The sequence below is a fragment of the Cohnella boryungensis genome, from assembly GCF_042651945.1.
GTDB classification, from domain to species: Bacteria; Bacillota; Bacilli; order Paenibacillales; family Paenibacillaceae; genus Cohnella; species Cohnella boryungensis.
This window is the reverse complement of sequence record NZ_JBHSED010000005.1, coordinates 181,012-207,213: the sequence shown is the minus strand read 5'-3', so window position 1 is coordinate 207,213 and position 26,202 is coordinate 181,012. Positions and strand designations below refer to the sequence as shown.

The window sequence follows — 26,202 nt, the reverse complement described above, 5'->3', positions numbered from 1 at the left end:
GGTCCACTGGACCGGGGAGCTGCAAATCAAGAAACGCCGTGTTATTTTGCAATCTCGATGACTTTGCCGCGAAGGACATATAAGATGATGTCATCGTTGTTCTTCAAATCCGCAAATGTCAGGGTTTTCGTGCCTTGATGAATGTATACCTGCGAATGCAGCAGATACGTATTGTTTTCGTTTAAGCTCGCCCTTTGAACGAACAAGGTATCGGCATTGTTATTCAAGTACTTCTTGTTCACGGCCGGGATAATGTCGATAATCGGGCGATCGTTATCGTCCAGGCGGATTTCAACACGGTCATCCGCTTTCACGGAGGACAACGAACCGATTACGGTTCCGTTCCTCATGACGGTTGGCGTAGACTGGAACGATTTTGTCACGACATTGCCGGCCGAATTCACGACGTCGATGGACGAATTGGCCGTATTGACTGCGGAAACGCGGCCGTATGTCGTCGCTATGGCTTTCACCTTGATCGGCGACTTTCCTTTGAACGTGACGTTCAGAAGCGTAGCGCCGGATTGATTCAGGGTCGTAAGGCTTAGCGGTTCTTCCTTCTCGTTGACGATCGGGAGAGTCAAGCCGGTCAAGCTCCAGTCCTCCACGACGCCGTCCGAGCGTTTGGCGCGCAGCCTGTTGCCGGTCAAGTCCGTGCTGACAAGATCGAATTGAACCGTCTTCTGAAGCTGCACGGAGATGACTTTATCTTGCGTCACATAGTCCATAATGGCCGTAACCTTGTCTCCGACACGCAGGTCCAGATAGGTGGCCGAGGTTTGACCATAGACGTCCACAATCGGCACGTAAGTCGAATAGGAGAGCGTTACCGAGTTCGTCGTATCCAGGCTCAGCTTAAGCGTTCTGGCCGTTACATTATTCTCCAGAATCGTTCCCGTATACTGGGATACGATTGAGACATACGCAGCATTGGAGTTGGTATAGCCTACATTGACCTTTTTGCCCTTGGCAATATAGTTAGCAGCTTCCCTCTGCGTAATGACCGTGCCGTTCAAGTCAAATCTCGTCGATTCGCTCAAGATCAACGGCACCTTCTTGTTCGTCGAATCGGTAACGATCAGCGTGTTATCGTCCGGCAAATAGTTCGAGACGGTGACGCCGTTCAAGAAGCTGACGGAGCGGCTCGTAATCGTAATCACGGAAACCTTGCCCGCTTCGTTAAGCGTCATGGAGACGGTATCTCCTTTGAACAGATCGTCCAACGTAACCCCGGACATTCCTTCAAGCTTAACGATGACGCTGTCCGCCAGATCCTTCGCGCCAAGCTCGTTGTTCACCCGGTACTGAATCGTCTTGCCGGCTTTGTCCACCAGGTTGAGCACGCCCGTAATCGGCGGCTGCATTTTTTTCGTGATCGTAATGCTCGTCACCGAGCCCATCTTCACTTCGTAGGAGATCGCATCGCCAGCCGCAAGCTGATCGAATGTGTAGCTCGTCCCGTCTGTATGCTTGATGGCCGCATTCGAAGCGACAGGGTACGTCTCGGAATTGCCTGCAGCGTCCTTCACCTGAAGGGACAGATCGGCAACCTTCCAGGCTTCCACCGTACCTGCGCCCGTTTTGTTCGTGACCGCTTTGCTCAATGTCAGCGACAGCAATTTGCTCTCGGTTGAAATGTCCACTCCGAGCTTTACCGGCACGTTAAGCGGGAGATCGGCGATTTTCAACACTTGTCCATTGATGTCTTTGGCTGTGAGCGTCTGAGCGTCGTAGGAATAAGTCTTGGGCTCGCCGTTAATCGACACAGTGAGCTTATTCTGAGCCTCCGAGATGAGGATGATCGAGCCTTCATAGTTTTTCACCTTTGGCGTCTCGCTCGTTTGCTCCACATAGCCGATGGTGCCGTCGCTGTTGCTGATCATGACTACTTCCCCGTACGGGACCAACTTGGAAATATCGGACGTTTGCTCTGACTGAAAGCTATAGACCGATGCGCTAGGAGAAAGGGTGTACTCCTTCACCGAGCCGTCGGAATGAAGCAAGGTCACTTTGCTTCCCGACGACGACACCAACGCCCCGGTTACTTGACCGGAGTATGCGACGCTCATATTCGTTTGAGCCCGGCTGAACAATGTGGAAGCCATCTCGCGCGTGACCGCGCCCGCAGGATCGAACTTGTTGCCGGTTACTCCGGTAACGAGGCCGGTTGAAACGGCGTAATTGACATACCCTTTCAGTTGAGCGTCGATCTGCGCGTCATCCGCGAAGGAGCTTGCCTGACCGGCCACCGCCTTGGCTGGTTCCTCCTTGCCGATCGCGCGAACGAGCAGCTTGGCCATCCACTCTCGCGTTGCCGGGCTGCTGCCCCACTCCTTACCTTTCTCTTTCTCGGCAAGCGCAACTTCCTCATCGATCAGCAATATTTTTTTCTGCACGGCTAGCTTTATGTATGGCTTGTAATCTTCCTTAATGACCAAAGCGCTTGGAAATACGAGCACATCGGAGGGCTTGATCTCGTCGGTGACGCCCATAAATCTTAATGCAATGATAACGGCTTCCTGACGAGTCACTTTATTCGCGGGGCTGAAAGTGCCCGAAGCGGAACCGGTTCCGCCCTTCAATATGCCCTGCAAGGCCAATTTCGTAATGTGCTTGTCCGCCCAGCCCCCGACCTTAACATCCTTAAAGGGCGAAGCGGCGGAAGCCGCCGAGTTGGTGTAGGAAACCCCCGATACGACAAAAGATGCTGCGATCAATCCGGTAACGCCTTTCGATAACCCCTTCTTCATCGGCATAAGTCCCCTTCCCAATATATGCGCATACCGGCCCCCAAGAGGGCCGGATCGCTTAAATTAATTTCAATTGCATTTTAATGCCTTGGGCGATAGCGGCGGCTACCCGATTCTGAAAATCGTCCGTCCAAAGCTTCGGCTCATCGATCTTGCTGGACAGATAACCCGCTTCCAGCAAAATAGCCGGCATCGTCGTCTTTCTTGTTACACTGAGGCTCTTCGTCCGGACCCCGTTATCCTTAAGACCGGTCGCCGCCACCAGCAAGGGATGCATCAAATTCGCAAATTCCTTGCTGTCCTCGCGGGTGTAGTAGGTCTCAGTCCCATTGGTCGTTGGCGTAAAGCTGTTGGCATGCACCGAGACAAACAGGTTCGCTTTCAATGAATTCGCGAGCTCGGACCTCGCGTCCAAGGAAGGATAAGTATCGTCCGACCTTGTCAGCACAAGATTGATTCTTTCTTCGCTTGCCAGTAGCGCTTGTACTTTAAGCACGACCGACAGGTTGAAATCTTTTTCCGGGCGCTTGCTGAGGCTCGAGGCCCCAGGGTCTGTACCTCCGTGACCCGCATCGAGCACGACAGTGTAAATCGAGTTGTCGGGAATCGGCTTATAGAGCACGATCCGAAGCTCTCCCGCAATGGCGTCGTTGACCAGTTGATAGTCCCAGGCCTGATTCAGATCGAGCACGAAACGGGGAGCCTTCGTTACCGTTCCGAACATCGAGTAGCGAACGGATTGAAGCGCTTCATGGCCTTCTACGGCTAAACGGCCTTCGTTGATTTGAGTATAATCGACGAACGGCGCGAAGCCTTCCGCATATTGCGTATTCGGGATGTCTACGACGATTCGCTTCGGGTTGTCCAGCTTAAATGCGTTAGGAACGATAAATCCGTCGTACTTGATGACTATCGCGTCCGGCTCGTATCTGACTTCGTGAAGAGTGCCCGTAGGCGCAGCCGGAGTCTCGGGATTCGGCGTCGTCACTGCTCCGCCCCCGTCCGTTCCGTCGGAGGGTTTGTCCGTTCCGTCGACAACCCCGATCAAGCCGCCGCCCGTATTACCGCCGTTCGACAGGTTCGGCGAGTAGAGAAAAGCGGATTTAATTTGATTATCCCAGAAGACTTGAACATCGAGAGATTCGCTGAGAAATCTTAGGGGTATAAGTAGGTTATTGGACTTTGCCGTTGGGGGCACCGTCATCTGAACCGGTTCGTTATCGAGATAAGCCGTGGGATTATCCATGGTCATCACGAGCTTCTTGCTGCTGTTCGATACCGTAACCTGCTTCTTGCTATTGTCGTAATCCACTTTGTAGCCCAAACTTTCGGAGGCGATCCTCAACGGGATCATGACCGTCTGGTTGATGACCACCGGTGGAACCTTGGGCTCAAGCGCCTGACCGTCCAGCACCAGCTTCGGCGTCAACGTCTCCGCTTTCGCGGCATGAACGAGACCCGCGCTGAGGAACAGCATGCCAGCGACGACGAACAACAGGGAAAACCACTTCTTCATGCTTCACCTCGATGTTGTAAAGATTTGGCGAACATTGCCGGATTATGTAGGGATTTCAGCAGCTTGTCCACGAAACATTAGACGCTGAAAAGCAAGAAAAGTTGCGTATTCGAGGAAAAAAAGACCCTTTGTCCCGATAATTGCCGAATCGGTGACAAAAGGTCTTTTTCAATGGGCCGTTCGGGCCGCAGCCCGACCATACGCTTAGACAGTTGCGCTTGCGGCGCGTTTCTGCTCGTAAGCCGTAATCGCGGCTTCGTGCTTCAACGTAAGTCCGATGTCATCCAGGCCTTGAAGCAAGAACTGGCGGCGATGCTCATCCAGATCGAACGGAATGTTCAAGCCGCTCTCGTCGGTGATGACCTTGTTTTCCAGATCGACGTTCAGCTTGTAGCCTTCCGTGGATTCCGTACGCTTGAACAGGTCGTCTACCTGCTCTTCGCTCAGCTTGATCGGCAGAATGCCGTTCTTGAAGCAGTTGTTGTAGAAAATATCCGCGAAGGACGGAGCGATGATACAGCGGAAGCCGTAATCCATAATCGCCCAAGGCGCGTGCTCCCGGGAGGAGCCGCAGCCGAAGTTGGCACGAGACAGCAGAACCGATGCGCCTTGGTAACGGGGCTTGTTCAAGTTGAACTCCGGAATGACATTGCCTTGCTCATCCCATCTCCACTCGAAGAACAGGAACTGGCCGAAGCCGCTTCTTTCGATTCTTTTCAAGAATTGCTTAGGTATGATGGCGTCCGTATCGACGTTAACCCGGTCGACCGGCACGGCGAGTCCGTTTAATTGTGTAAAAGCTTCCATGTTCGAGATCCTCCCTTGGTGCCGCCGCGGACGTGCAGCGCGAGCTGCGCCGCAGTCCCGGCAGTCGTCCTCTTACGCATTCGCTGCGCTTTTGAAATCCCATGTGCGAACGTCGACGAAACGGCCTTGGACAGCCGCTGCCGCCGCCATTTCGGGCGACACGAGATGCGTGCGTCCGCCGCGACCCTGACGGCCTTCGAAGTTCCGGTTGGACGTCGATGCGCAGCGCTGGCCCGGCTTCAGAACGTCCGGATTCATCGCAAGGCACATGCTGCAGCCCGCTTCGCGCCATTCAAAGCCCGCTTCGGTAAAGATTTTATCAAGGCCTTCCTTCTCTGCTTGAATCTTTACGCGTCCCGAGCCCGGAACGACAATCGCCGTGACGTTAGAGTTGACCTTATGGCCGCGAGCTACGGAAGCCGCCGCTCTCAAGTCTTCGATCCGGCCGTTGGTGCAGGAGCCGATAAACACGTAATCGATCTCGATCTCGGTCATTGGCGTACCCGGCTTGAGATCCATATACTCCAGCGCGCTCATCGCCGCTTTGCGTTCGTTCTCGGTCGGCAGGCTCTCAGGAACCGGAACCGTAGACGTAATGCCCGTTCCCATCCCTGGGCTCGTGCCCCAAGTCACTTGAGGAATTAACGAGTCCACGTCGAAATCCAGAACCGTATCGAACGTCGCGCCTTCATCCGTGCAGAGCGCCTTCCATTGCTCAACCGCAGCATCGAAAGCAGCGCCTTGCGGAGCGTATTCGCGACCGCGCAAATATTCGAAGGTCGTCTCGTCCGGGGCAATCAGACCCGCGCGCGCGCCGGCTTCGATGGACATGTTGCAGACGGTCATGCGCTCTTCCATGGACAGCTCGCGAATCGCTTCGCCTGTGTACTCCATAACGTAGCCGGTGCCGAAGTCCGTGCCGTATTTCGCGATCAGACCCAGAATCATGTCCTTCGCGGTAATGCCCGGCTGGCGCTTGCCGTTAAAGCGAATGACCATCGTCTTCGCCTTGGCTTGCTGCAAGCACTGCGTAGCCATGACATGCTCGACCTCGCTCGTGCCGATGCCGAATGCCAGAGCGCCGAACGCGCCGTGCGTAGACGTATGGCTGTCGCCGCATACGATCGTCTTGCCCGGATGAGTCAGACCCAGCTCGGGACCCATAACGTGAACGACGCCTTGATCGATGGTGTTCAGATCGTACAGCTTAACGCCGAACTCCTGACAGTTGGTCGTCAGCGTGTCCACTTGCTGCTTGGAGATCGGGTCCGCGATGTTGAAGCGGTCTTTGGTCGGAACGTTGTGATCCATCGTAGCGAAGGTCAGGTCGGGACGTCTGACCTTGCGGCCGGACAGACGCAGGCCTTCGAACGCTTGCGGAGACGTCACTTCGTGCACAAGGTGCAGGTCGATGTAAAGGATGCTTGGCTTTCCTTCTTCGGAGACGATGACGTGGTTGTTCCAAATCTTTTCGAACATAGTTTGTTTGCTCATTGTCAGTTCACCCCAATAGTTCTCTTTATCTTGCTCTTATCTTATCATTTCGTCTATCATTGTTCCAAGATATAATTTCTATAAGGTTAATTGTTCCAACCTATAACGAGAGGAGCTTTGCAATGGAATTCCGCCAATTGCTGTATGCGATCCAGATTGCTAGCGAAAGAAATTTCTCGCGCGCCGCCGAGAAGCTGCATATCGCCCAGCCTTCGCTGAGCCAACAGCTGTCCAAGCTGGAGAAGGAGCTGGGCGTTCTACTATTTAAGAGAAGCACGAATTCCGTCGAGCTGACCTATGCGGGCTCCGTGTTCGTAGAGAAGGCGCAGCAGATCGTCGATATGGCGGACCAGCTCCGGCGTGAAATGGAGGATATCGCCGACATGCGCAAGGGCCGTCTTGTCGTCGGCAGCTTGCCGATGACCGGCTCTCACGTGCTGCCTCACGTGCTTCCCGCTTTTCGCGAAGCTTATCCGAATATCGAGGTCGTGCTGACGGAGGAATCGACCCGAAGACTGGAGCAGCTTACCGCAAGCGGAGGAACGGACGTCAGCCTGCTGTCGCTCCCGCTGATCGAGCCGTCTCTGGCCTACGTGCCGGTTCTCGAGGAAGGCATCTGTCTCGCCGTCCCGCCGGATCATCCGCTTGCGGAGCCGCAATACCGGGATACCCTCATTTCGGTAGCGCGCCTGAAGGACGAGCCTTTTATTCTATTGAAGAAGGGGCAAGGCTTCCGCGCCATTGCGCACGATCTTTGCACAGCAGCGGGCTTCTCGCCTGCCGTCGTGTTCGAGAGCGGCAACATCGAGACCGTTCAATCCCTCGTAGCCGCAGGCATGGGGATTGCATTTCTGCCGGAGATGGTTGTTCGCAGGGACTGGCAGGGACGCGCGCCCGTATACCTGAAGCTGCGGGACAATCCGACGAGGACGCTTGTGATCGCTTATCGCAAAGGTCGGTATTTGTCCAACGCGGCGGAAGCCTTCATCTCTACCTTCGTTGCGACGATCGACAAGATTGGGATGGGCAAGTAGCAGGCCCATCCCCTCCGCTTACTCGTACAGAGACGGCCGACGATCCGCGAATACCGGAATGCGGCCGCGCACCTCGTCCACAAGCGATAGATCGATATCGGCCGTCAGAATCGTCTCCTTCTCTTCCGCTTCCGCCAGCACCTCGCCCCAAGGGTCGATCACCATGGAATGGCCGAAGAAGCTGCTCCCTCCGCTTTCCCCGACCGTATTGCAGGAAACGACGAACATCTGGTTCTCGATAGCTCTGGCTTGCAGCAGCGTTCTCCAATGATGGAGGCGAGGATGCGGCCACTCGGCGGGAACGAACAGGATTTTCGCCCCGCCGAGCGCCAGCTTGCGCGCCAGCTCGGGAAAGCGGATATCATAGCAGATCATCGCCGCCGCAGGCGAGCCCTCCAGTTGAAATACGCCGGCCGCCTCTCCCGCCTGAAGATGCAGATGCTCGTTCATAAGCTGAAACAGGTGGATTTTGCTGTATTCCGATATCTCCGCGCCCGTCCGGTCAAACACATGGATCGTGTTCGTCACTTGATCCCCTCGCAGCTGCGCGATCGATCCCGCCAGCACGTTCACGCTATGGCTGCGGCAAAATTCGGACACGAGCTGCTTCGTCCGCGTGCCGTCAGGGTCGGCAAGCTTGCCGATTTCCGTCAAGGCGTATCCGGTATTCCACATTTCCGGCAGAACGATCAAATCCGGCTTCGGATCAAGAGCCGCAGCCTCCAGCAGCTTCGCTTCCATCTTCGCGAAATTCGCATCCGGGCTGCCCGCTTCGATGTTCATCTGTACTATAGCTACTCTCAACCGGGTTGTCATCGGTATCCCTCCGCTTCGTATTTCGCCGTTGCCCCGCTCCGGCCATCCGGTTGGCGCAGGCACCGCCATTCTGCTTCCCATCGTACTCTATCGTTCGATTCCCGGCAACCGCAACGCCACTCTTCAACAATTCCGCCCTATTAACACGGATTTTTTTCGGGAATATGTTCGTTTCCGTTGCCGGGAGAGGCACGTTATGCTACATTCATCCTAGCTTAAATCCAAGCATGACGGAGCGTGACGTTCAGCATGTCTTTTACGATTACCCCGGCCCGGCGGATGCAGACGCTGCCCGAGCAATTTTTCGCGGCGCTTGTCGCCAAAGCCAATGCGCGAGCCGCCACCGGCCGTGATGTGATCAACCTTGGGCAAGGCAATCCCGACCTCCCCACGCCGCAATCGATCGTCGACCGGCTGAAGGACGCGGCGGACAATCCGGCCTATCACAAATATCCGCCCTTCCGGGGGTTTCCTTTCCTGAAGCAAGCCGTCGCCGAGCGCTACCTGGCCGATTACGGAGTCGAGCTCGATCCGGACAAGGAGGTCGCGGTGCTGTTCGGCGGCAAATCGGGGCTGATCGAGATCAGCCAAATCTTGCTTAATCCGGGCGACGTCTGTCTCGTTCCCGATCCCGGCTACCCCGACTACTGGTCCGGCGTCGCCTTGGCAGGCGCCGAAATGGAGTTCATGCCTCTTAAAGAAGAAAACGCGTTTCTGCCCGACTACGAAGCCCTCTCCGGGGAGGCGGTCCGTCGGGCCAAGCTGATGTTCCTTAACTATCCCAACAACCCGACGGCCGCAACCGCCACGCCGGAGTTTTACGAGCGCACCGTCGCTTTCGCCCGCCGGAACGGCATCGTCGTCGCCAGCGACTTCGCCTACGGCGCGATCGGCTTCGACGGCCAGCGGCCGGTCAGCTTCCTGGAGACGCCGGGCGCCAAGGAGGTAGGCGTGGAGTTCTATACGCTCTCCAAAAGCTACAACATGGCCGGTTGGCGCGTCGGCTTCGCCATCGGGAATCGGCAAATCGTCGAATTGATCAACCTGATCCAGGATCATATGTATTGCAGCTTGTTCGGAGGCATTCAGGAAGCCGCCGCCGAGGCGCTTACCGGCTCTCAGCAGTCCGTGCGCGATCTTGTTGCCGTCTATGAGCGCCGTCGCAATGTTTTATACGAAGCGCTGGACGCCATCGGCTGGAAGGCAGGCAAGCCGGCCGGCTCCTTCTTCTGCTGGCTGCCAGTCGCCCCCGGGCACACCTCGATGAGCTTCGCCGATCTTCTGCTGGAGCAGGCTGACGTCGTCGTAGCGCCGGGCTCGGGCTTCGGAAAAAGCGGCGAAGGCTATGTTCGCCTGGGCTTGCTGACATCGGAAGATCGGCTGCGCGAGGTTGCGGTCAGAATCGGCCGTCTCGGATTGTTCTAGCCCCCTGCCGCGCGCCGCCGTTCCTTTACAAGCCTTGCAGCGCATGGTATCCTTAACGTATTCGAGCGCCATCGCGGATTCGGCGCGATCATAGTAACGCAACGACGGGAAACGAAGCGGACCCGGACACGAACAGAGAGTAAATTTCCTGGCTGAGAGAATTTACCTTGTCCCCCGCTTCCCCCATCCCCGAGCGGACGGCGAAGAGCCGGACAGTGCCCGCTGTTATCGGGAGCAAGAGAGGACGGCTGCCTCTGTTTACAGGTGCCGTCAACGAAGGTGGTACCGCGGAAGTGAGACTTTCGTCCTTTAGAAGGGCGGGAGTTTTTTTTATGGCTGGATAAGGGGTTGAAAGACATGGGCAAACGAATCGTAGTGAAAATAGGAAGCAGCTCTCTCACTTCCGAGGAAGGCGGTCTTAACCGCACTCAGGTGCGTTTTCTGGCGAACGAGCTGTCGGCCATCCATGCGGACGGGCACCAGGTGCTGCTCGTCACTTCGGGAGCGATTGCCGCGGGGTTCCGCAGGCTAGGCTACTCGACAAGACCGAAGCTCGTGCACGAGAAGCAGGCGGCGGCAGCCGTTGGGCAGGCTTTGCTTATGCAAGCCTATCAGGAAGAGCTGAGCCACAACGGAATCATTGCCGCGCAAATTCTGCTGACGCGTCCGGATTTCAGCAACCGGGGGCGCGCGCAGAACGCCACGCGAACGATTGAAGAGCTGCTGAAGCAACAGGCGATTCCGATCATCAACGAGAACGACACCGTCGCGGTCGACGAAATCAAATTCGGCGAGAACGACTCCCTCTCGGCGTTGGTCGCCAATCTGGTCAAAGCCGACGGCTTGTTCATTCTTACCGACATGGACGGCGTATATACGGGCGATCCCCGCAAGGTGCCGGATGCCGTTCGCATCGAACGCGTCGAGACGCTCACCGAGGACCTCTACCGGGTGGCCGGAGGAGCAGGCTCCGCCGTCGGCACGGGCGGCATGCGCTCTAAGATCGAGGCGGCGCGCATCGCCATGCAGGGGGGCGTTCCGCTCTTCGTCGGCCGCGTCTCCGAGCCCGGCGATCTGCAGGCCGCTGTGGCAGGCGCGGGCAAAGGCACTTATTTCGCCTCCTCCCTTCATTCGTTGTCGGCGAAAAAGCATTGGGTCGCTTTCCTTTCAGACCCGCAAGGAAAAATCGTGGTCGACGCAGGCGCCGAGGAAGCCTTGCTTCACAAGGGGCGCAGCCTGCTCCCCGCCGGCATTACGGCGGCCATCGGAGACTTCCATCCCGGCGAGGTAGTCGAAGTCGTGAATGCCGAAGGACGAATTCTCGGCAGAGGCGTTACGAATTATTCAGCATGGCAGGTTACCGCCGTCGCTGGATTATCCAGCGAGGAAGCGCACAAGCGCATTGAGGTTTCCCGCGTCGAAGTCGTTCACCGCGACGAATGGGTCGCATCCGCTATTATAAAGGAGGCACATGCCAATGAGTGAAGTCGTATTGAAATCGCAAGCGGCCAAAGCTACGACAGGCGCGCTTAACAAATTAACGACCGCGCAGAAGGACGCCGCTCTACTGCGCGTCGCCGACGCGCTGGTCGCAGCGCAGGAGCGGCTGCTGGCCGCTAACGAGGAAGACATCATCCGGGGCAGACAGCAAGGCACGTCGGAATCTCTGCTCGATCGGCTGAAGCTCACGCCGGAGCGGCTGGAAGCCATCGCGAACGGCGTGCGCGAGGTAGTCGCGCTGCCCGATCCCGTCGGAGAGACGCTGGCCGCCTTTACGCGTCCCAACGGTTTGTCTATCGAACAGCGGCGCGTTCCGATCGGCGTTATCGGCATGATCTACGAGGCTCGCCCCAACGTTACCGTCGACGCTGCCTCCCTGTGCCTCAAGACCGGCAATGCCGTCGTGCTTCGCGGAGGATCGGCTGCGCTGTCCTCCAACCGCGCTATTGTCGCCGTCATGCGCGAAGCGCTGTCCGGCTCGGACATGCCCGAGGATGCTCTTCAGCTGATCGAGGATTCGGATCGCAAGTCCGTCGACGAGATGCTCAAGCTGAACGGCTTGCTGGATGTCATTATCCCGCGCGGAGGCGCTTCGCTGATTCGCAACGTCGTACAGAACGCGACGGTCCCCGTCATCGAGACGGGCGCCGGCATCTGCCACACGTTCGCGGACGAAAGCGCCGATTACGCCATGACAGAGGCCATCGCACTGAACGCCAAGGTTCAGCGGCCCTCCGTGTGCAATTCCATGGAGACGTTGCTGGTGCATGAAGCCTTCGCCAAGCAGCACCTTGCCGCGCTCGCCGAACGTTTTCGCGAGGCTAACGTGACCCTTCGCGGCTGCGATTCCTCGCGCAGGCTCGCGCCTTGGATCGAGAGCGCAAGCGATGAAGATTACGCTACGGAATACAACGACTACATTTTGAATATCAAAGTCGTCCAAAATGTAGACGAAGCGCTGAACCATATTAGCCGCTTCGGCACCCAGCATTCGGAATGCATCGTCACGGAAAACGCAGGCAATGCGGAGCGCTTCCTTCAAGAGGTCGATGCCGCCGCCGTCTACCACAATGCCTCCACCCGCTTCACCGACGGATTCGAATTCGGCTTCGGAGCCGAGATCGGCATCAGCACGCAGAAGCTTCACGCGAGAGGTCCAATGGGACTCCCGGCGTTGACCACAACGAAATACCGCATCGTTGGCTCCGGCCAAATCAGAACCTAGGAGGTTCCTTATGTCTAATCCTGATCTCGCCTCCCTGGGAGGCGCGGCGATCTGCTTCTACGGCGCCGGTTCGATGGCCGAGGCCATTCTGCGCGGGTTAGTTGAAGCCCAGCTTGCCAAGCCCTCGAACATTACCGTTCTGAATCGCAGCAACGCGGAACGACTCGCGGAGCTTAGGGAACGTTACGGCGTCATCCCGGCCGATACGGATGTCAAGAAGGAAGCGGCTTTGTCCTCTGCGGACGTTGTCATTCTCGGAATGAAGCCCAAGGACGCCGCTAACGCTATCCGGACGCTCCGGCATATTCTGCGTCCGAATCAGCTTATCATCTCGGTTATCGCAGGCCTATCCATCTCCACCATTCAGCAGCTGCTGGGACGGGATCAGCCGGTCGTGCGCACTATGCCGAACACCTCCAGCACAATCGGTCTCGGCGCGACGGGCATCAGCTTCTCCTCCTCCGTATCGGCGGAGCGCCGCGAGCTGGCGCTTGCGATGTTCAACGCTGTCGGTATGACTGCCGTCGTCGAAGAGCCGTTGATCGAAGCCGTCAACGGCGTGTCGGGAAGCGGTCCGGCTTATGTCTACTACCTGATGGAGGCTATGATCGAAGCGGGCGTGCAGCTCGGACTTTCGCCCGACGCCGCCAAGGCGCTCACCGTTCAGACTGTGCGGGGCGCCGCGGAGATGGTTTACTCCACGGGGGAGAATCCAGGGGAGCTTCGCCGCAAGGTCACCTCGCCGAACGGAACGACTCAAGCTGCGATCGAGACGATGGCCCGCTTCGACTTCCAGGAAGGCATGAAGCAAGCCATCGTCCGCTGCGCGGAGAGAGCGCGCGAGATGGGCGAGGACATTCGCAGAGAAGCTGCGCAAGACTGAATTCCGTCGCTAAGTCTTTATCGTTCAGCTTACACTGAGAAAGAAGGTTGCCCCAGCATGAATCAGACATACAGCCAAGCCACCTATCGCTTGCATGACGACAAGGCCGACTTTGCCAAGAAAGCGCAGAGCATTGCGGTCGGCCTTACCGTCGGAAGCTGGACGGAGCTGCCGGAGGCCGCGAAGGCGCAAATGCAGAAGCATCTCGGCCAAGTCGTCTCCGTTGACGTATATGAGCCGGAGGGCCTCCAGCCCGGCGAGCGTTACGCGGATATTACGATCGCTTACCCCGACGTGAATTTCAGCCGGGATATTCCGGCCTTTCTTGTCACCGCGTTCGGCAAGCTGTCCATGGACGGCAAAATCAAGCTCATCGACATCTCGCCCTCGGATGATTTCCTGAGCGCTTTCCCCGGACCTAAATTCGGTATTCAGGGCGTTCGCGACCTGCTCGGCGTTCAGGACCGTCCGCTCGTCATGAGCATCTTCAAATCCGTCATAGGCCACGATCTCGACAATTTGCGCGAGCAATTCCTCCAGCAGGCGCTGGGCGGCGTAGATCTCATCAAGGACGACGAGATTTTGTTCGAGAATCCCCTTACTCCGCTGGAGCGGCGAGTCGAGGCGTGCGTCTCTGCGGCCCGCGAGGCCGAGCGCGCGACAGGACAGAAGCTGATCTACTTTACCAACCTTACGGGCTCGACCTTCGAATTGAAAGCAAACGCCAAGCGCGCGATCGCAGCCGGAGCGAACGGTCTGCTGTTCAACGTGCTCGCCTACGGCTTCGACGCTTTGGCCGAGCTGGCGAAGGATCCCGATATTCACGTTCCGATTGCGGCTCATCCCGCGATGGCCGGGGCGCTCTACCCTTCTCCGCACTATGGCGTGGCTGCGCCGGTGCTGCTGGGCAAGCTGATGCGAATCGCCGGCGCCGACCTATCGTTATTCCCGTCGCCATACGGCTCGGTCGTTATGCCGAAGGCGGAAAATCTGGCGGTTATGGAAGCACTGCTCGCGCCGACGCTTCCGCAGAAGCCGTCGTTTCCCGTTCCGTCCGCAGGGATACATCCCGGACTGAGCCCGCTGATCATGGGAGATTTCGGACCCCACGTTGTCGTAAACGCTGGCGGCGGCGTACATGGGCATCCGGGAGGGGCCGCCGCCGGAGGCCGCGCCTTCCGCCAAGCCGTAGATGCCGTAAGCAAGGGGATCGCTCTTGAACAATACGCTAAAGATCACGAGGAATTGCGCATCGCGATCGAACGCTGGGGGGTACGCACATCTTGAGCCACTCAGCAGCCGGTTTTTCGCGCCCTCCGGTACTCTTTTGCGACTTTGACGGTACGATTACGCTCAGCGACAATATCGTCGCCGTGATGAAGCACTTTAACCCGCCAGGCTGGGAGGCCATCGTCGGAGACATCGTGGCGGAAACCAAAACGGTAAAGCAAGGCGTCGGGGAGATGTTTGCGCTGTTTCCCGTCTCGATGAGGGAGGAAGTCACGCAATACATTTTGACGAATGCAGGAATCCGGGACGGATTTCCCGAGCTTCTCGCCTGGTGCAGGCAGCATGATGTGCCTTTCTATGTAACCAGCGGGGGGATCGACTTTTTCGTCTATCCGCTGCTGAAGCCGTTCGATATTGCCCCCGATCATATTTACTGCAACGGAAGCGACTTTACTGGCGATACCATACGTATTACATGGCCGCATGCTTGCGACGACGAATGCGCTCACGGGGGCTGCGGCATGTGCAAAACGGCGGTGATTCGCAAGTTTCCGCAGGATCGCTACTTCCGCATTCTGATCGGGGACAGCGTGACCGACTTCCCGGGCGCGAAGATTGTTGATCTGGTCTTCTCCCGCTCCCACCTGACGGATAAATGTGTGGAGCTCGGTCTCCCGCATATTCCGTTCGGCACGTTTCACGACGTCATTCAGCACCTTGAACAAGGAGGCTTGCGGCCATGAGTTTCGCCCACATCACGACAGAAGACAAGCAGCGCGTGCTTCAGGAGCTGTCCGCCGTCAAAGCAGACTTCGCCTCCCGCGGCTTCTTCCCCGGGACGAGCGGCAACCTGTCCATGCGCGTAGGTCCTTATAAGTCCGATCGCTTCTACTTTGCCATTACGGCGAGCGGCAAGGACAAAACCAAGTCGACTCCAGAGGATTTCCTCTTCGTCGATCAGAACGGACAGGCTTGCGAAGCTACGACGCTTAAGCCATCCGCAGAAACGGTCATTCATAACGAAATCTACCGATTGACGGGCTGCGGCGCTATTTTCCATATCCACTCCGTCTTTAACAGCCTTGTCTCGGAGCTGTTCTGGGAACGAAGAGCGGTTCCCGTAGAAGGCGTGGAGCTGATCAAAGGACTGGGCATCTGGGAGGAAGAGGCGGTCATCGACATTCCTATTCTGTCCAACTTCGCCGATGTGCCGCGCATCGTACCCGAGATTTCCGAACGGATAGCCGAACGGATTCCCGGCATATTGCTGCGCAAGCACGGCATCTACGCCTGGGGCAACAACGCCTTCGAGGCCAAGCGCCATCTGGAGGCATTCGAATTTTTGTTCGAATACGTCTATCGCTGGCAATTGCTGAATAAATAAGCCTGAAAGCATGCCTTAATCCACTCTTTGCCTGCCCCCACAGCAGGAAAGAGTGGGTTTTTGTTTCCAGTCGAGCCTCTTACAGTTGCACGAAGCCGGACATCCAACTCACCCAGTAATAAAGAGCGATCAGAGTAAAGACAACGGTCGGCGGAATAACGAGTACTGTAAAACGGACATAAACCTTCCAGGATATCTTGACGTTATGCTTATGCAAAATGTGAAACCAGATGAGCGAAGCCAGCGTGCCTATGGGCAGCAGGAGCGAGCCTACATCGCTGCCGATCACGTTGGCCAGATAAGCGACCTTCAACGAGATCGGATCCAGATTCATATTCGTCAGCGTCAGCGTGCCTACCATCAACGCAGGATGATTATTGAACAAAATAGAGAGCAGCGACATTAGCAAGCCCATGAGCAGGCTGGCGTTCAGCAGATCGCCGGAGACGATCGGCCTGAATCCCTCGACAAGCCACTCCGTCAACCCGATGTTGTGCAAGCCGTAGATCAGGACATACATCCCGAAAGCAAAGGCAAATATCGACCAGGGCGTTTTCCTCAGCATATCCGTCGGCACGACTTTCATCGACACCCACCGCCACACCAGCAGCGCAAGAGAGCCTCCAACCGCGACCCATTCCACCGGTATTCCCGCATAAGAGGCGATGAACAGGCTGATTCTGACGAAGAAGACGAAGATGAACACGTTTCTCATAAGACGATTGCGCTTGGCAAGCTCTTCGTCGGACAGCTTCGCGCGCAGCGGATGGTTACGCGGATGGCTGTAGCCGTACCCGCTGCCCATCGCCGGTAACGGCAGCTTGCGGGGAATATCCTTGCGCGCTACGAGAAACAGCAAGCCGAACATAAGCAGCAGCCCGCAGACGGACGGCACGAACATCATCATCGTATGGAGATACAAATCCATGTGAACGATCTTTAGAGAGATCAGATTGACAATGTTGCTCACTCCGATCGGAGCGCTGGAGGCTGTTGCGATTAAAGCCCCGGACAGCAGATATGGAATCTGCTGTTTGTTGCTCAGTCCGAGGTTACGAAGCACGATAATCAGAATCGGCGTCGTGATCAGAATGCTTCCGTCGTTATTAAAGAACAGCGTCATCAGAAAACAAAGCAAATTGACATACACGAAAAGCTTATAACCGGAGCCCTTGGCCCTTGCGGCCAAGCCCTCGGCTGCCCAGTAGAAAAATCCGATGCTCTCAAGCACCATGGCGATGACGATCGTAGCAATGATCGTCATCGCCGCTCCGCTGACCGTCTCGGCGATGACGGACAGATCCGCCAGAGATACGCTTCCGATCAGAAGAACGGCCAACGCGCCCCCCGTAGCGGGAATGTACTCCTGCAGGCCTCTGGGACGCCATAAAATAAGAATCATGGTAAAAACAAACGTAAGGATCGTCAAGCTGTCGGCAACGGGTCCAATCATTATGTCCCCCCTAATGAAGCGAATTTCAAAGTAAGGATAGAAGCCGGCTACTCGTTTACGGTTTGATTGCGGATTAACGCGGCAGACCCTTTTGCCGAAGCAGACGCGTCTTCAAACCCTTTGAACGAGGCCTTCACCGGAGTCGCAGTCCGGGGATCGGCTTTCGCTGTCCGGTCGACCGGAGGCTTAAGCATATAATAGATGCCGACTCCGGAAGGGATAATGACCAGAAACAAGAGAAGCAGCATCCGAGCGTTCCCTCCTTCCCGCAACGAACCTCCCGTATCGTTGTCCTGAGAGGTTGTCTATACTGCATGTTTATGAGACCGGTAGCGCTACGGTTCTAATGTCGATGCCCTATTTACGCACAAATGTTCTATTGTACGGCGACAACCGTCCGATGGATGAATGACTTCCGTTGAATACGCCAAAAACCCGCCTGACGGCGGGCTGGGTTGCGATTATTGTGTTGGGGGTGTCGTCCATCTAGCGTCCGGCGCGGAACTTCTGGGCGTGCATGCGGGCTTCTTCTACATTCGTAACCCGATTGCGGCTCCATTCAAGAAGAATCCGGTCGATATAGCGAAAATGGAGCTTGCCCGCGAATACGGATTCCTTAAGCGCGAAACGAATCAGCTCCTCGGCATATTGATCCTGATCGAGCCAGCCGTTCATAATCTCGTATTCGGTAGGCGTCAACGGACGGCCGAATTCCTGCTCGAACAACGCAAACAGATTGTTCGGACTACGCGCAGCCGCCGGACGCGAGGCTGCGGGAGACTCGCGTCGCTCGGCATCCTCTCCGCTCCGCAAGGGCAGCTCTCCGGCGGTCAGCAGGCTTCCGATTTCATGGAACAATCCGGATAGGTTGTACTTCTCCGATTGAACGCCCGTTCCCGCATCGAACACCTCGTCGATGGAGACGATGCCTGATTTCATCAGCTTCTGAAGCGTCTGTCCGACGAGGGAGGGTGAACAGCCCAATCTTTCCTGAAGCTGCTCAATCGTCGGAAAATCATTCTGCTCCAGTTGCCGGAAGGCCATCAGATGAAACAGCAGCATCGCTTCGGTATCGCTTAATTTAAGCGCTCTATAAGTGCGCAGCAAGGCATAAGGAATGCTAACGGCTCCGTCCATATACGCCTCCGCCATTCCTCTTGCCATTGACTTGCGATCATTCATTCCCGACTTCCTCCTTATATCTCCACCCGGAACGGTTCTACGGATATAGCCGATACAACGTACGCGGGAAGGCAATCGTCTCCCGCACGTGATCCAGCCCGCAGATCCAGGCGACGACACGCTCCAGTCCCAGGCCAAAGCCCGAGTGCGGAACCGAGCCGTACTTGCGCAGATCCATATACCAGCCATAGGCTTCTTCCGACAGTTCGTGCTGCGCGAATCTTTGCTCAAGCAGAATCGGATCGTCTATCCGCTGTGAGCCGCCGATAATTTCTCCATAGCCTTCCGGAGCGATCATATCCGCACAGAGCACGACCTCGGGACGATTCGGATCCGGCTTCATGTAGAACGCCTTAAAGCTGGCCGGATAGTGCGTAATAAATACCGGGCGATCGAATTTCTCGGCGATCGCGGTCTCATGCGGAGCGCCAAAATCCTCGCCCCACGGCAGCTCCATGCCGACAGTCTTCAGCAAGTCAAGCGCTTCATCGTACGTAATGCGCGGGAACGGCGGCTTTACCCTCTCCAGCGCAGCAAGGTCTCGCTCCAGCACAGCCAGCTCCGCGCTGCACCTGGACAGCACCTGCTCCACCACGTAACCGATGAACTGCTCCTGAATGTTCAAGCTCTCTTCGTGGTCTACAAAAGCCATCTCGGGCTCGATCATCCAGAATTCGATCAGATGTCTTCTCGTTTTGGATTTCTCCGCACGGAAGGTCGGTCCGAACGAGTATACCTTGCCTAAGGCCATCGCCGCCGCTTCCATATAGAGCTGCCCGCTTTGCGTCAAATAAGCGTCCTCGTCGAAATACTTGGTATGAAACAGATTTGTCGTGCCCTCGCAGGAGGATGGCGTTAAGATCGGCGGGTCGACGAGCGTAAAACCCCGCTCGTCGAAAAATCGCTGGATTGCAGCGATAATCTCCGCGCGGATGCGCAGGATAGCCCTCTGGCGAGGCGCGCGAAGCCAAAGATGCCGATGGTCCATCAAGAAATCGACGCCATGCTCCTTGGGTGTAATCGGATAATCCTTGGCAATCTGAATGATCTCGATTCCCGTAATCGACAGCTCGAAGCCGGACGGGCTGCGGGGCTCCTCCCGCACGATTCCCGTCACGTAGAGGGAGCTTTCCTGCGTCAGCTGTCCCGCTCGCTCCCACACCGCCTCTTCGACCTCGGCTTTGACGAGCACGCCTTGGATGAAACCCGTACCGTCGCGAATTTGCAAGAATTGGATTTTGCCGCTGGACCGCTTGCGCGTAAGCCAGCCGCCGAACGTTACCGTCTGACCGACGCAGCTGCCGATCGTTGCCAAATCCACCTTTGCCATGGACGATCCCCTCTCTTATAGCTCGCTTGAATCCCCTGCCAGCTTGTTCCTGACAAGCCGATACGTATCCCGCGCGATCAGCAGTTCCTCGTTCGTAGGCACGACGAGCACGCTGACTGCGGAATCGTCCGTCGTAATGGTTCTCGGTTCGGATGACCTTACCGCGTTGCGTTCCTCATCAAGCGTCACGCCGAAGAAGGTCAGATGCCGGCAAATTTCCTTCCGCAGCACATCCGAGTTCTCCCCCACGCCCGCTGTAAAGATGATCGCGTCGACCCCATCCATCGCTGCGATGTAGGCGCCGATATATTTGCGAATGCGATAAGCGTACATCTCGAAGGCCAGCTTGGCATTCTCATGCCCTGCCTTCATCGCCTCCACCACCTCGCGCATGTCGCTGCTGATGCCGGAGACGGCCAGCAAGCCGCTGTGCTTGTTCAGCATCGAGTTCACTTCATTCAGGGTCAAGTCCTCTTTGTTCAGCGTAAACGGAACGACGGCCGGATCAAGGTCTCCGCTGCGGGTTCCCATCATTAGCCCTTCGAGCGGCGTCATGCCCATGCTCGTATCGTAGGAACGGCCGTTCAGGATCGCGGTGCAGCTTGCTCCGTTGCCGATATGACACGTAACGAGCTTCAAGCTCTCCAGCGGTTTGCCCAGAAACTCCGCGGCGCGTTTGCTGACGTAGTCGTGAGATGTTCCGTGGAAGCCGTAGCGGCGAATTTGATGCTTCTTGTACAGCACGGTCGGGATGGCGTACAAGTACGAGCTGGCCGGCATTGTCTGATGAAAAGCGGTGTCGAATACGACCGCCTGGGGAACTTCAGGCAGGTTCGTCTCTACGGCCGTGATGCCCATCATATGCGCCGGATTGTGCAGCGGAGCCAGATCGAACAGCTTGCGAATTTCCAGCTTGACGGCTTGATCCACAAGCACCGATTCGCTAAACGATTCCCCTCCGTGAACGACGCGGTGTCCAATCGCCTGAATGTCCTGAATGTTGCTCAGTACGCCGAATTTCGCATGGGTAAGCATGTCGAGCACTTTTCTTATGGCCGTCGTGTGATCAAGAATCTCGCTGACCTCGCGCACCTCCGGCTGCTGCTCCACCTCGTGCGTCAGGATGGAGGAATCCATGCCGATTCTTTCTACGCGGCCTTTGGCCAGCACCTGCTCCGTGGACATATCGTACAGCTGATATTTAAGCGAGGAGCTCCCCGCGTTGATTACAAGTATATTCATAAGAAACGTTCACCATCCTTGTCGTACTTGAAAAAGCCCACGCCGCTCTTGATGCCGAGCTGTCCTGCGCGAACCTTCTTCTTCAGCAGGAAGGAAGGCCGGTATTTCAGCTCGCCGTATTCGCGGAACATCCGTTCAAGCGCCGCGAGAACGGAATCCAGTCCGAAGCGATCCGCCATCTCGAGCGGCCCATGCTCGAACCGGTAGCCCATGCTCATCGCGGAATCGATATCCTCCGGCGAAGCGACGCCCTCTTCCAGCAAATGAAGAGCCTCGTTAATGAGCAGACAGATCAGCCTTGTCGTAACGAATCCGGGCGACTCGTATACCATAACGCCCTTCTTGTCGAGAATATCGTCGATAAAGGCTTTCGTTTTGTTGAAGGTGTCATCGGAAGTCTGCAGCCCGAGTATAATTTCTACGACATCAATCCGGATGGCCGGGTATACGAAGTGCATTCCGATCACCCGTTCCGGGAATCGGCAAATGCCCGCAAGCTCGGTCAAGCTCAAAGTCGAAGTGTTGCTGGCGAGTACGGTATGGGAAGGAACGATACTGTCCAATTGCTTGAAAATTTCCTTCTTGCTGTCCAAATCCTCGCTGATCGTCTCGATAACCAGATCGCAATCCGCTAACTGCTCCAGTGACGTCGTCATATGTATCCGATTAAGCGTCAATTTCTTTTCTGCGGCCGTAATCGCCCATCTCTCCAGCTGACGGTCCAGTCCCTGCTCCAGCAATTCCTTGGCCTGTTGCAGCTTCTCCGGCGTTTTCTCGACCAAGTGCACGTCCAGTCCCTTGACGGCGAGCATTTCGGCAATGCTCTGCCCCATCGTTCCAGCGCCTACGACGCCGACGATTTTGAACATGTGAATCCCTCCAGCGGCTCCTATGATTTAACGCATGTCCTCTATATATAATAAAACGAGAATATCCGGCTTCGCATTGAGATTTCTCACATTGCGAAAGTTTAGCGGATATTCTCATCTTATCATAAACTAAGGCTGCCGTGCCGGGAGGCTAAACCATTCTCCGAACATCTTCTTCCAATTGTCGACGTATTTTTGTTGGATGGCCCATTGCACCATCACTACAGATTCGCCGGACTGCAGATCGACGCTTACAGCCTCCCTCTCGTCTTCGGGCAACTGGTAAGGAACAACCTGTAAGCGGTCCGGGGTTACGAATATCGCGACATCCTGATCCGGCGAGGCAAACGCGTCTACAGCCGTCGGCTCCAATCTCAGTACGTCATCCCATGCGATCGGCAATACAGGCTCCTTGACGACATCCGTCTGCTCCAGATGCACCTGCGCATTCGGCCACTTCCGAACATCGGTTACCTGTATTAAATCCGTAGAGGGAACGAACTGCTTGGCCACCCATGCGTTCCCCTCTCTTGCGACCGCCCATTGATCGACATTCGCCATCGGATCATTAGAGGAGAGCGCCTTGTACAAAGGAATGTTCTCAAGCTCCAGAGCTTCCACATTGGCTGCCCGGTTCTTGGCGGTCAGCGTCGTCAGCAGATTGACATGAACCCGGCTCTTATAACGGGATACGCCCTTCTCGTTAACCTGGGTCGTCTCCAGAATGGAGACGTAATGGTCTCCGGCATACAGCAGCTTTTCCGTCCGTGTGGAGGCCTCGGCCTTGGTCCTCCCTGCCGAAATACCGGAGCTCTTGCCCTCCTTGTTCGCAATCAGGCGCTGCCCGCCGTTGCCGAACTCGTCGTCTATCGCTTCGATCTGCCAGAAGTTGATGCCGTAAGGCATCCAGATTCCCGTTCCGGAGCCTACGACTTGCAGCCGATTGTCTTCCGGAGCGACTACGATCGTGCGATAGCTGCTCCGCAAACTATCCGTTTCGTCCTTGCGAAGTCCGATAACGACGGCAGAATGCGGAACCGGATCGATCACTTCGTCGTTGGCGTTCGTTCCGCTTGACAAGGCGCTCTCTGTCGGAAGAGACAGCCTCTGCTCCTGGCCCGACCGAATCCCCTCCCAGCGCCACAAACCGACGGCGAGCACCGCAAGGATCAGGAACGACGCTCCGAGTATGCCCATGCGAAGAAAGGGAGCTTTCTTCTGGCCGCGTCTCGGATTGTCGAGATTGCTGTTGATTCTTCTGCGCAGCTCTTCGTCGAATCCCGTCCGAGGAAGCGGACCGCTTCTTAGCTGTTCGAATAATTCCTTGTCATCCATCGCGGTTCGCCTCCTTCATTTTGGATAGTTTCTGCCGGGCATGGAACATTCGCGATTTCACGGTTCCTTCCGTCACATCCAGCACCTGAGCGATTTCTTTTAACGACAATTGATGATGAGCGAATAAAATGATGACCTCCCTATACTTCTTGGGCAATCCCAGCACCATTTTCCACATTTCGCTCATTGCCGAGCTTTCCAGCACTTCCTGCTCGACGGAGCGCCGCTCCCCGTAGTCCTCGACAAAATCGGAAAGCGTCACCTTGCGGAAAAAAGCCGATCTCTGAAAATCAATCGCGGTATTGCGGGTAATTGTCAAAAGCCAGGTTTTCACTGAAGCGTCCCGGCGGAACGCATGCATATTGCGGAACACCTTAATAAACACTTCTTGCGTAATATCATCTGCCAAATCCCACTTCCGCGTCATACTGTATGCATAATTCCATACGTCCTTGCCGTAAGCGGTCATTAGCTCGTTAAGCAAGCCTTTTTCGTCATCGCTCTCAACCATATATTTAAGGAAATCGAAATTTCGTTGGGACTCCAAACTTGCCACCTCTGATCTATTAGACGATACAAATCCGAACTAAGTTCAATGCTATCATATTTCTCATCTAATTTCCTTCCATGATCGATGTAAAATATGCAAAAAGGGCCGAACAGCTTCACCGCTGCCCAACCCTCTAGTCGCTATGCATCTATGCGGCGTCCTGCTGCAGAATAGCTCTCAATTGCTGGCCGGACAGCGTCTCTTCGCTGACGAGGCGGTCCAGCAGCAGTTTAAATGCCTTCTTCTGTTCTTCCAGCATCGTCCGGGTCTTCTTTGTAAGCTCCTCCAGAATCGCCGCGTTCTCGGCCGACCATTGCTCCTGCGTTAATGCCTGCGGGTGAATAATGCCGAGCTTCGACATCCCCGATTCGATCATCGTTCTTACGATGGAGGTCGCTTGCTCGAAATCCCCCTTCGAGCCCGTGCTTCGCTCCCCGTAGAAGATTTCTTCGGCCGCGGCGCCACCAAGAGCAATCATAATCTGCTCCTCCAGCACCTTCTTGGTATACAAATAGTTGTCCTGTCGCGGATGATGGCGCACATAGCCGAGCGCTTGCCCCCGCGGCGTCAGAGAAACCTGCGCGACGCTCTTCGGGCGAACCTGCTCCGCAACAATCGCATGTCCCAGCTCATGGATCGCCACCCGTTCCCGCTCCTCGCGGGTCGTCTCGCGATCCATCCGCTCGCCCATCATGACCTTGTCGATGGCTTGCGTAAGATGAGCCGTCGTAACCGTCTCCGACGCTTCGCGCATGGCATAGATCGCCGCCTCGTTCATAACGCTCTCCAATTGGGCGCCGGAGAAGCCGAACGTTTCCTGCGCCACCTTCGAGAGGGAGGCTGCCGCATCCAGCGGTTTGTTGCGGGCATGCAGCCGCAATATATGCTCCCTTCCGGCTTTGTCCGGAAGATCGACCTGAATGTGCCGATCGAAGCGTCCCGGACGCAGCAGCGCCGGATCCAGCAATTCCTTGCGGTTGGTCGCGGCGATCAGCAGCACCCGAACCGACTCGTCTCCCTGCACTCCGTCCATTTCCGTAAGCAGCTGGTTCAACGTCTGATCGTATTCGCGATGCTGTCCGCCGTCCCTTTTCCCGCCAATGCCGTCGATCTCGTCGATAAAAATAATCGCGCTGTCGCGCTTAAGCTTCATCGCCTGCTGTCGCGCTTCCTTGAACAAATCGCGAATCCGGCCTGCTCCGACGCCCACGTACATCTCCACGAATTCGCTGCCGGAGGCTGCGACGAAAGAGGAATTCGTGTATTGGGCGGCCGCTTTGGCAAGCAAGGTTTTGCCCGTTCCCGGAGGTCCTGTCAGCAGAATGCCCTTCAGCGGACGAATGCCCAGCTTCTCGATCTTGTCCCGATAGACGAGGAAATCGAGCGCTTCCGTTAATTCTCTTTTCGGCTGATCCTGACCTCCGATATCCTCGAACGTGAGATACTCCGGCTTGCGTATGACGGATTTCTTGCCGGCAGCCCCCACTGCCAGTCCACCTCTGGAGCGCGTGAACAAAAAAATCGCGCCGAACGTCAGAAGTCCCATGACCAGTATGGAAGGAGGCAGCCCGACGAATACTAAAAAGACAAGCAGGACAACGAAGAAGCCGATCGCCATCTCTTTGCGGTGTTCGCTTAATTTACGCATTCGGCCACGCTCCTAACGTTGCAGGCTGTCTAGGCAGCACGACGAATTTGGCCGAGTCGCCATCCTTCATGGAAATGTACACGTTGCTTTCATCCATGTCCGTCGTCGCGACAATGCCGGGAAACTGCTGCGACATCTGCGACATCGCCTCTCGAACGCCGGAATAATGGCGATTCTCCATCGCCTCCGCCACGTCGAACAGCGAATAGCTCCATGCTTGCTCCAAGCGCTCGCTGCTCTGCCCCGAAGCCAGAAGCTCGAGCTTTCGGCTGCCGATTTCGGAAGCTCCCTGCTGCTTGATCGTGCGGTACACGGTTCCCAGATCGGCATCAGGGTCTAGTTGAACCTTGACGGTGACCAGGCTTCCCGAGAAATCAATGCTGGCCGAGTCCACGCCGGGCACCGAATGAGCAACCTTGTCCAGCGGCTTCTCGATGCCATAGTGATTGTAGGCGAACCATCCGCCGAATAAAATTGCGGCCGTCACAGCCGCCGTTATCGTGATTGGAATCAATTTAAGTTTATTCAT

23 protein-coding genes are annotated in these 26,202 nt (G+C 56.2%); 8 read left to right on the top strand and 15 right to left on the bottom strand.

Translation table 11 applies throughout. The features are described 5' to 3' along the window. Positions 1 to 41 precede the first annotated feature (41 nt). From ACFO1S_RS05510 to leuC, 4 genes are all read right to left on the bottom strand, one after another. On the bottom strand, positions 42 to 2,750 hold the full coding sequence (locus ACFO1S_RS05510) for an S-layer homology domain-containing protein (protein WP_204603237.1): 2,709 nt from the start codon (positions 2,748 to 2,750) through the stop codon (positions 42 to 44). A gap of 58 nt (positions 2,751 to 2,808) precedes the next feature. Continuing rightward, the gene (locus ACFO1S_RS05505) at positions 2,809 to 4,266 is read right to left on the bottom strand and encodes an N-acetylmuramoyl-L-alanine amidase (RefSeq protein WP_204603238.1); all 1,458 of its coding nucleotides are present in this window, start codon (positions 4,264 to 4,266) and stop codon (positions 2,809 to 2,811) included. A 204-nt stretch (positions 4,267 to 4,470) separates the two neighbouring features. Next, positions 4,471 to 5,073, bottom strand: a complete 603-nt coding sequence (gene leuD, locus ACFO1S_RS05500; RefSeq protein ID WP_204603239.1) for a 3-isopropylmalate dehydratase small subunit — start codon at positions 5,071 to 5,073, stop codon at positions 4,471 to 4,473. A gap of 72 nt (positions 5,074 to 5,145) precedes the next feature. Continuing rightward, the gene (gene leuC / locus ACFO1S_RS05495; RefSeq protein ID WP_204603240.1) at positions 5,146 to 6,567 is read right to left on the bottom strand and encodes a 3-isopropylmalate dehydratase large subunit; all 1,422 of its coding nucleotides are present in this window, start codon (positions 6,565 to 6,567) and stop codon (positions 5,146 to 5,148) included. Between the two features lie 122 nt (positions 6,568 to 6,689). Here leuC and ACFO1S_RS05490 point away from each other — a divergent pair, with 122 nt between their 5' ends. Beyond that, complete coding sequence (locus tag ACFO1S_RS05490) at positions 6,690 to 7,601, top strand: LysR family transcriptional regulator (protein WP_204603241.1); 912 nt, start codon at positions 6,690 to 6,692, stop codon at positions 7,599 to 7,601. A gap of 18 nt (positions 7,602 to 7,619) precedes the next feature. Here the strand turns inward: ACFO1S_RS05490 and ACFO1S_RS05485 are convergent, their stop codons facing one another. Further along, the gene (locus ACFO1S_RS05485) at positions 7,620 to 8,417 is read right to left on the bottom strand and encodes a carbon-nitrogen family hydrolase (protein WP_204603418.1); all 798 of its coding nucleotides are present in this window, start codon (positions 8,415 to 8,417) and stop codon (positions 7,620 to 7,622) included. Positions 8,418 to 8,666: 249 nt separating this feature from the next. On the opposite strand from ACFO1S_RS05485, the gene ACFO1S_RS05480 reads away from it, so the two are divergent. The 7 genes from ACFO1S_RS05480 (at position 8,667) to mtnB (ending at position 16,064) form a co-directional block, all read left to right on the top strand. Next, positions 8,667 to 9,842 (top strand): pyridoxal phosphate-dependent aminotransferase, encoded by a 1,176-nt coding sequence (locus ACFO1S_RS05480; protein ID WP_204603242.1) that lies wholly within the window; start codon positions 8,667 to 8,669, stop codon positions 9,840 to 9,842. Between the two features lie 357 nt (positions 9,843 to 10,199). Then, the gene (gene proB, locus ACFO1S_RS05475; protein WP_204603243.1) at positions 10,200 to 11,327 is read left to right on the top strand and encodes a glutamate 5-kinase; all 1,128 of its coding nucleotides are present in this window, start codon (positions 10,200 to 10,202) and stop codon (positions 11,325 to 11,327) included. Continuing rightward, positions 11,320 to 12,567 (top strand): glutamate-5-semialdehyde dehydrogenase, encoded by a 1,248-nt coding sequence (locus ACFO1S_RS05470; protein WP_204603244.1) that lies wholly within the window; start codon positions 11,320 to 11,322, stop codon positions 12,565 to 12,567. The genes proB and ACFO1S_RS05470 overlap by 8 nt, the downstream gene beginning before the upstream one ends. A 10-nt stretch (positions 12,568 to 12,577) precedes the next feature. After that, positions 12,578 to 13,450, top strand: a complete 873-nt coding sequence (gene proC / locus ACFO1S_RS05465) for a pyrroline-5-carboxylate reductase (RefSeq protein WP_204603245.1) — start codon at positions 12,578 to 12,580, stop codon at positions 13,448 to 13,450. A 57-nt stretch (positions 13,451 to 13,507) separates the two neighbouring features. After that, positions 13,508 to 14,737 (top strand): 2,3-diketo-5-methylthiopentyl-1-phosphate enolase, encoded by a 1,230-nt coding sequence (locus tag ACFO1S_RS05460; protein ID WP_204603246.1) that lies wholly within the window; start codon positions 13,508 to 13,510, stop codon positions 14,735 to 14,737. Beyond that, on the top strand, positions 14,734 to 15,423 hold the full coding sequence (locus tag ACFO1S_RS05455; protein ID WP_204603247.1) for a 2-hydroxy-3-keto-5-methylthiopentenyl-1-phosphate phosphatase: 690 nt from the start codon (positions 14,734 to 14,736) through the stop codon (positions 15,421 to 15,423). Before ACFO1S_RS05460 ends, ACFO1S_RS05455 begins: the two co-directional genes overlap by 4 nt. After that, positions 15,420 to 16,064: a methylthioribulose 1-phosphate dehydratase gene (gene mtnB, locus ACFO1S_RS05450; protein WP_204603248.1), complete on the top strand. Its 645-nt coding sequence runs from the start codon at positions 15,420 to 15,422 to the stop codon at positions 16,062 to 16,064. The genes ACFO1S_RS05455 and mtnB overlap by 4 nt, the downstream gene beginning before the upstream one ends. 79 nt (positions 16,065 to 16,143) lie before the next feature. Here mtnB and ACFO1S_RS05445 read toward each other — a convergent pair whose 3' ends face one another. The 10 genes from ACFO1S_RS05445 to ACFO1S_RS05400 form a co-directional block, all read right to left on the bottom strand. Next, the gene (locus tag ACFO1S_RS05445; RefSeq protein WP_204603249.1) at positions 16,144 to 17,517 is read right to left on the bottom strand and encodes an ArsB/NhaD family transporter; all 1,374 of its coding nucleotides are present in this window, start codon (positions 17,515 to 17,517) and stop codon (positions 16,144 to 16,146) included. A gap of 47 nt (positions 17,518 to 17,564) precedes the next feature. Next, entirely contained in the window at positions 17,565 to 17,765 is a 201-nt protein-coding gene (locus ACFO1S_RS05440) for a hypothetical protein (protein WP_204603250.1), read from the bottom strand. A gap of 238 nt (positions 17,766 to 18,003) precedes the next feature. Further along, the gene (locus ACFO1S_RS05435) at positions 18,004 to 18,699 is read right to left on the bottom strand and encodes a DnaD domain-containing protein (protein ID WP_204603251.1); all 696 of its coding nucleotides are present in this window, start codon (positions 18,697 to 18,699) and stop codon (positions 18,004 to 18,006) included. A 37-nt stretch (positions 18,700 to 18,736) separates the two neighbouring features. Next, on the bottom strand, positions 18,737 to 20,029 hold the full coding sequence (gene asnS / locus ACFO1S_RS05430) for an asparagine--tRNA ligase (protein WP_204603252.1): 1,293 nt from the start codon (positions 20,027 to 20,029) through the stop codon (positions 18,737 to 18,739). Positions 20,030 to 20,044: 15 nt separating this feature from the next. Then, positions 20,045 to 21,271: an acetate kinase gene (locus ACFO1S_RS05425; protein ID WP_204603253.1), complete on the bottom strand. Its 1,227-nt coding sequence runs from the start codon at positions 21,269 to 21,271 to the stop codon at positions 20,045 to 20,047. Further along, positions 21,268 to 22,140: a 3-hydroxyacyl-CoA dehydrogenase family protein gene (locus tag ACFO1S_RS05420; RefSeq protein WP_204603254.1), complete on the bottom strand. Its 873-nt coding sequence runs from the start codon at positions 22,138 to 22,140 to the stop codon at positions 21,268 to 21,270. The genes ACFO1S_RS05425 and ACFO1S_RS05420 overlap by 4 nt, the downstream gene beginning before the upstream one ends. 129 nt (positions 22,141 to 22,269) lie before the next feature. After that, on the bottom strand, positions 22,270 to 23,475 hold the full coding sequence (locus ACFO1S_RS05415; RefSeq protein ID WP_204603255.1) for a hypothetical protein: 1,206 nt from the start codon (positions 23,473 to 23,475) through the stop codon (positions 22,270 to 22,272). Beyond that, positions 23,468 to 24,022 (bottom strand): RNA polymerase sigma factor, encoded by a 555-nt coding sequence (locus tag ACFO1S_RS05410; protein WP_378126371.1) that lies wholly within the window; start codon positions 24,020 to 24,022, stop codon positions 23,468 to 23,470. The genes ACFO1S_RS05415 and ACFO1S_RS05410 overlap by 8 nt, the downstream gene beginning before the upstream one ends. 151 nt (positions 24,023 to 24,173) lie before the next feature. Continuing rightward, positions 24,174 to 25,673 carry an AAA family ATPase gene (locus ACFO1S_RS05405; RefSeq protein WP_204603257.1) on the bottom strand — a complete coding sequence of 500 codons (1,500 nt, stop codon included), beginning with the start codon at positions 25,671 to 25,673 and terminating at the stop codon, positions 24,174 to 24,176. Next, positions 25,666 to 26,202, bottom strand: a complete 537-nt coding sequence (locus tag ACFO1S_RS05400) for a hypothetical protein (protein ID WP_204603258.1) — start codon at positions 26,200 to 26,202, stop codon at positions 25,666 to 25,668. The genes ACFO1S_RS05405 and ACFO1S_RS05400 overlap by 8 nt, the downstream gene beginning before the upstream one ends.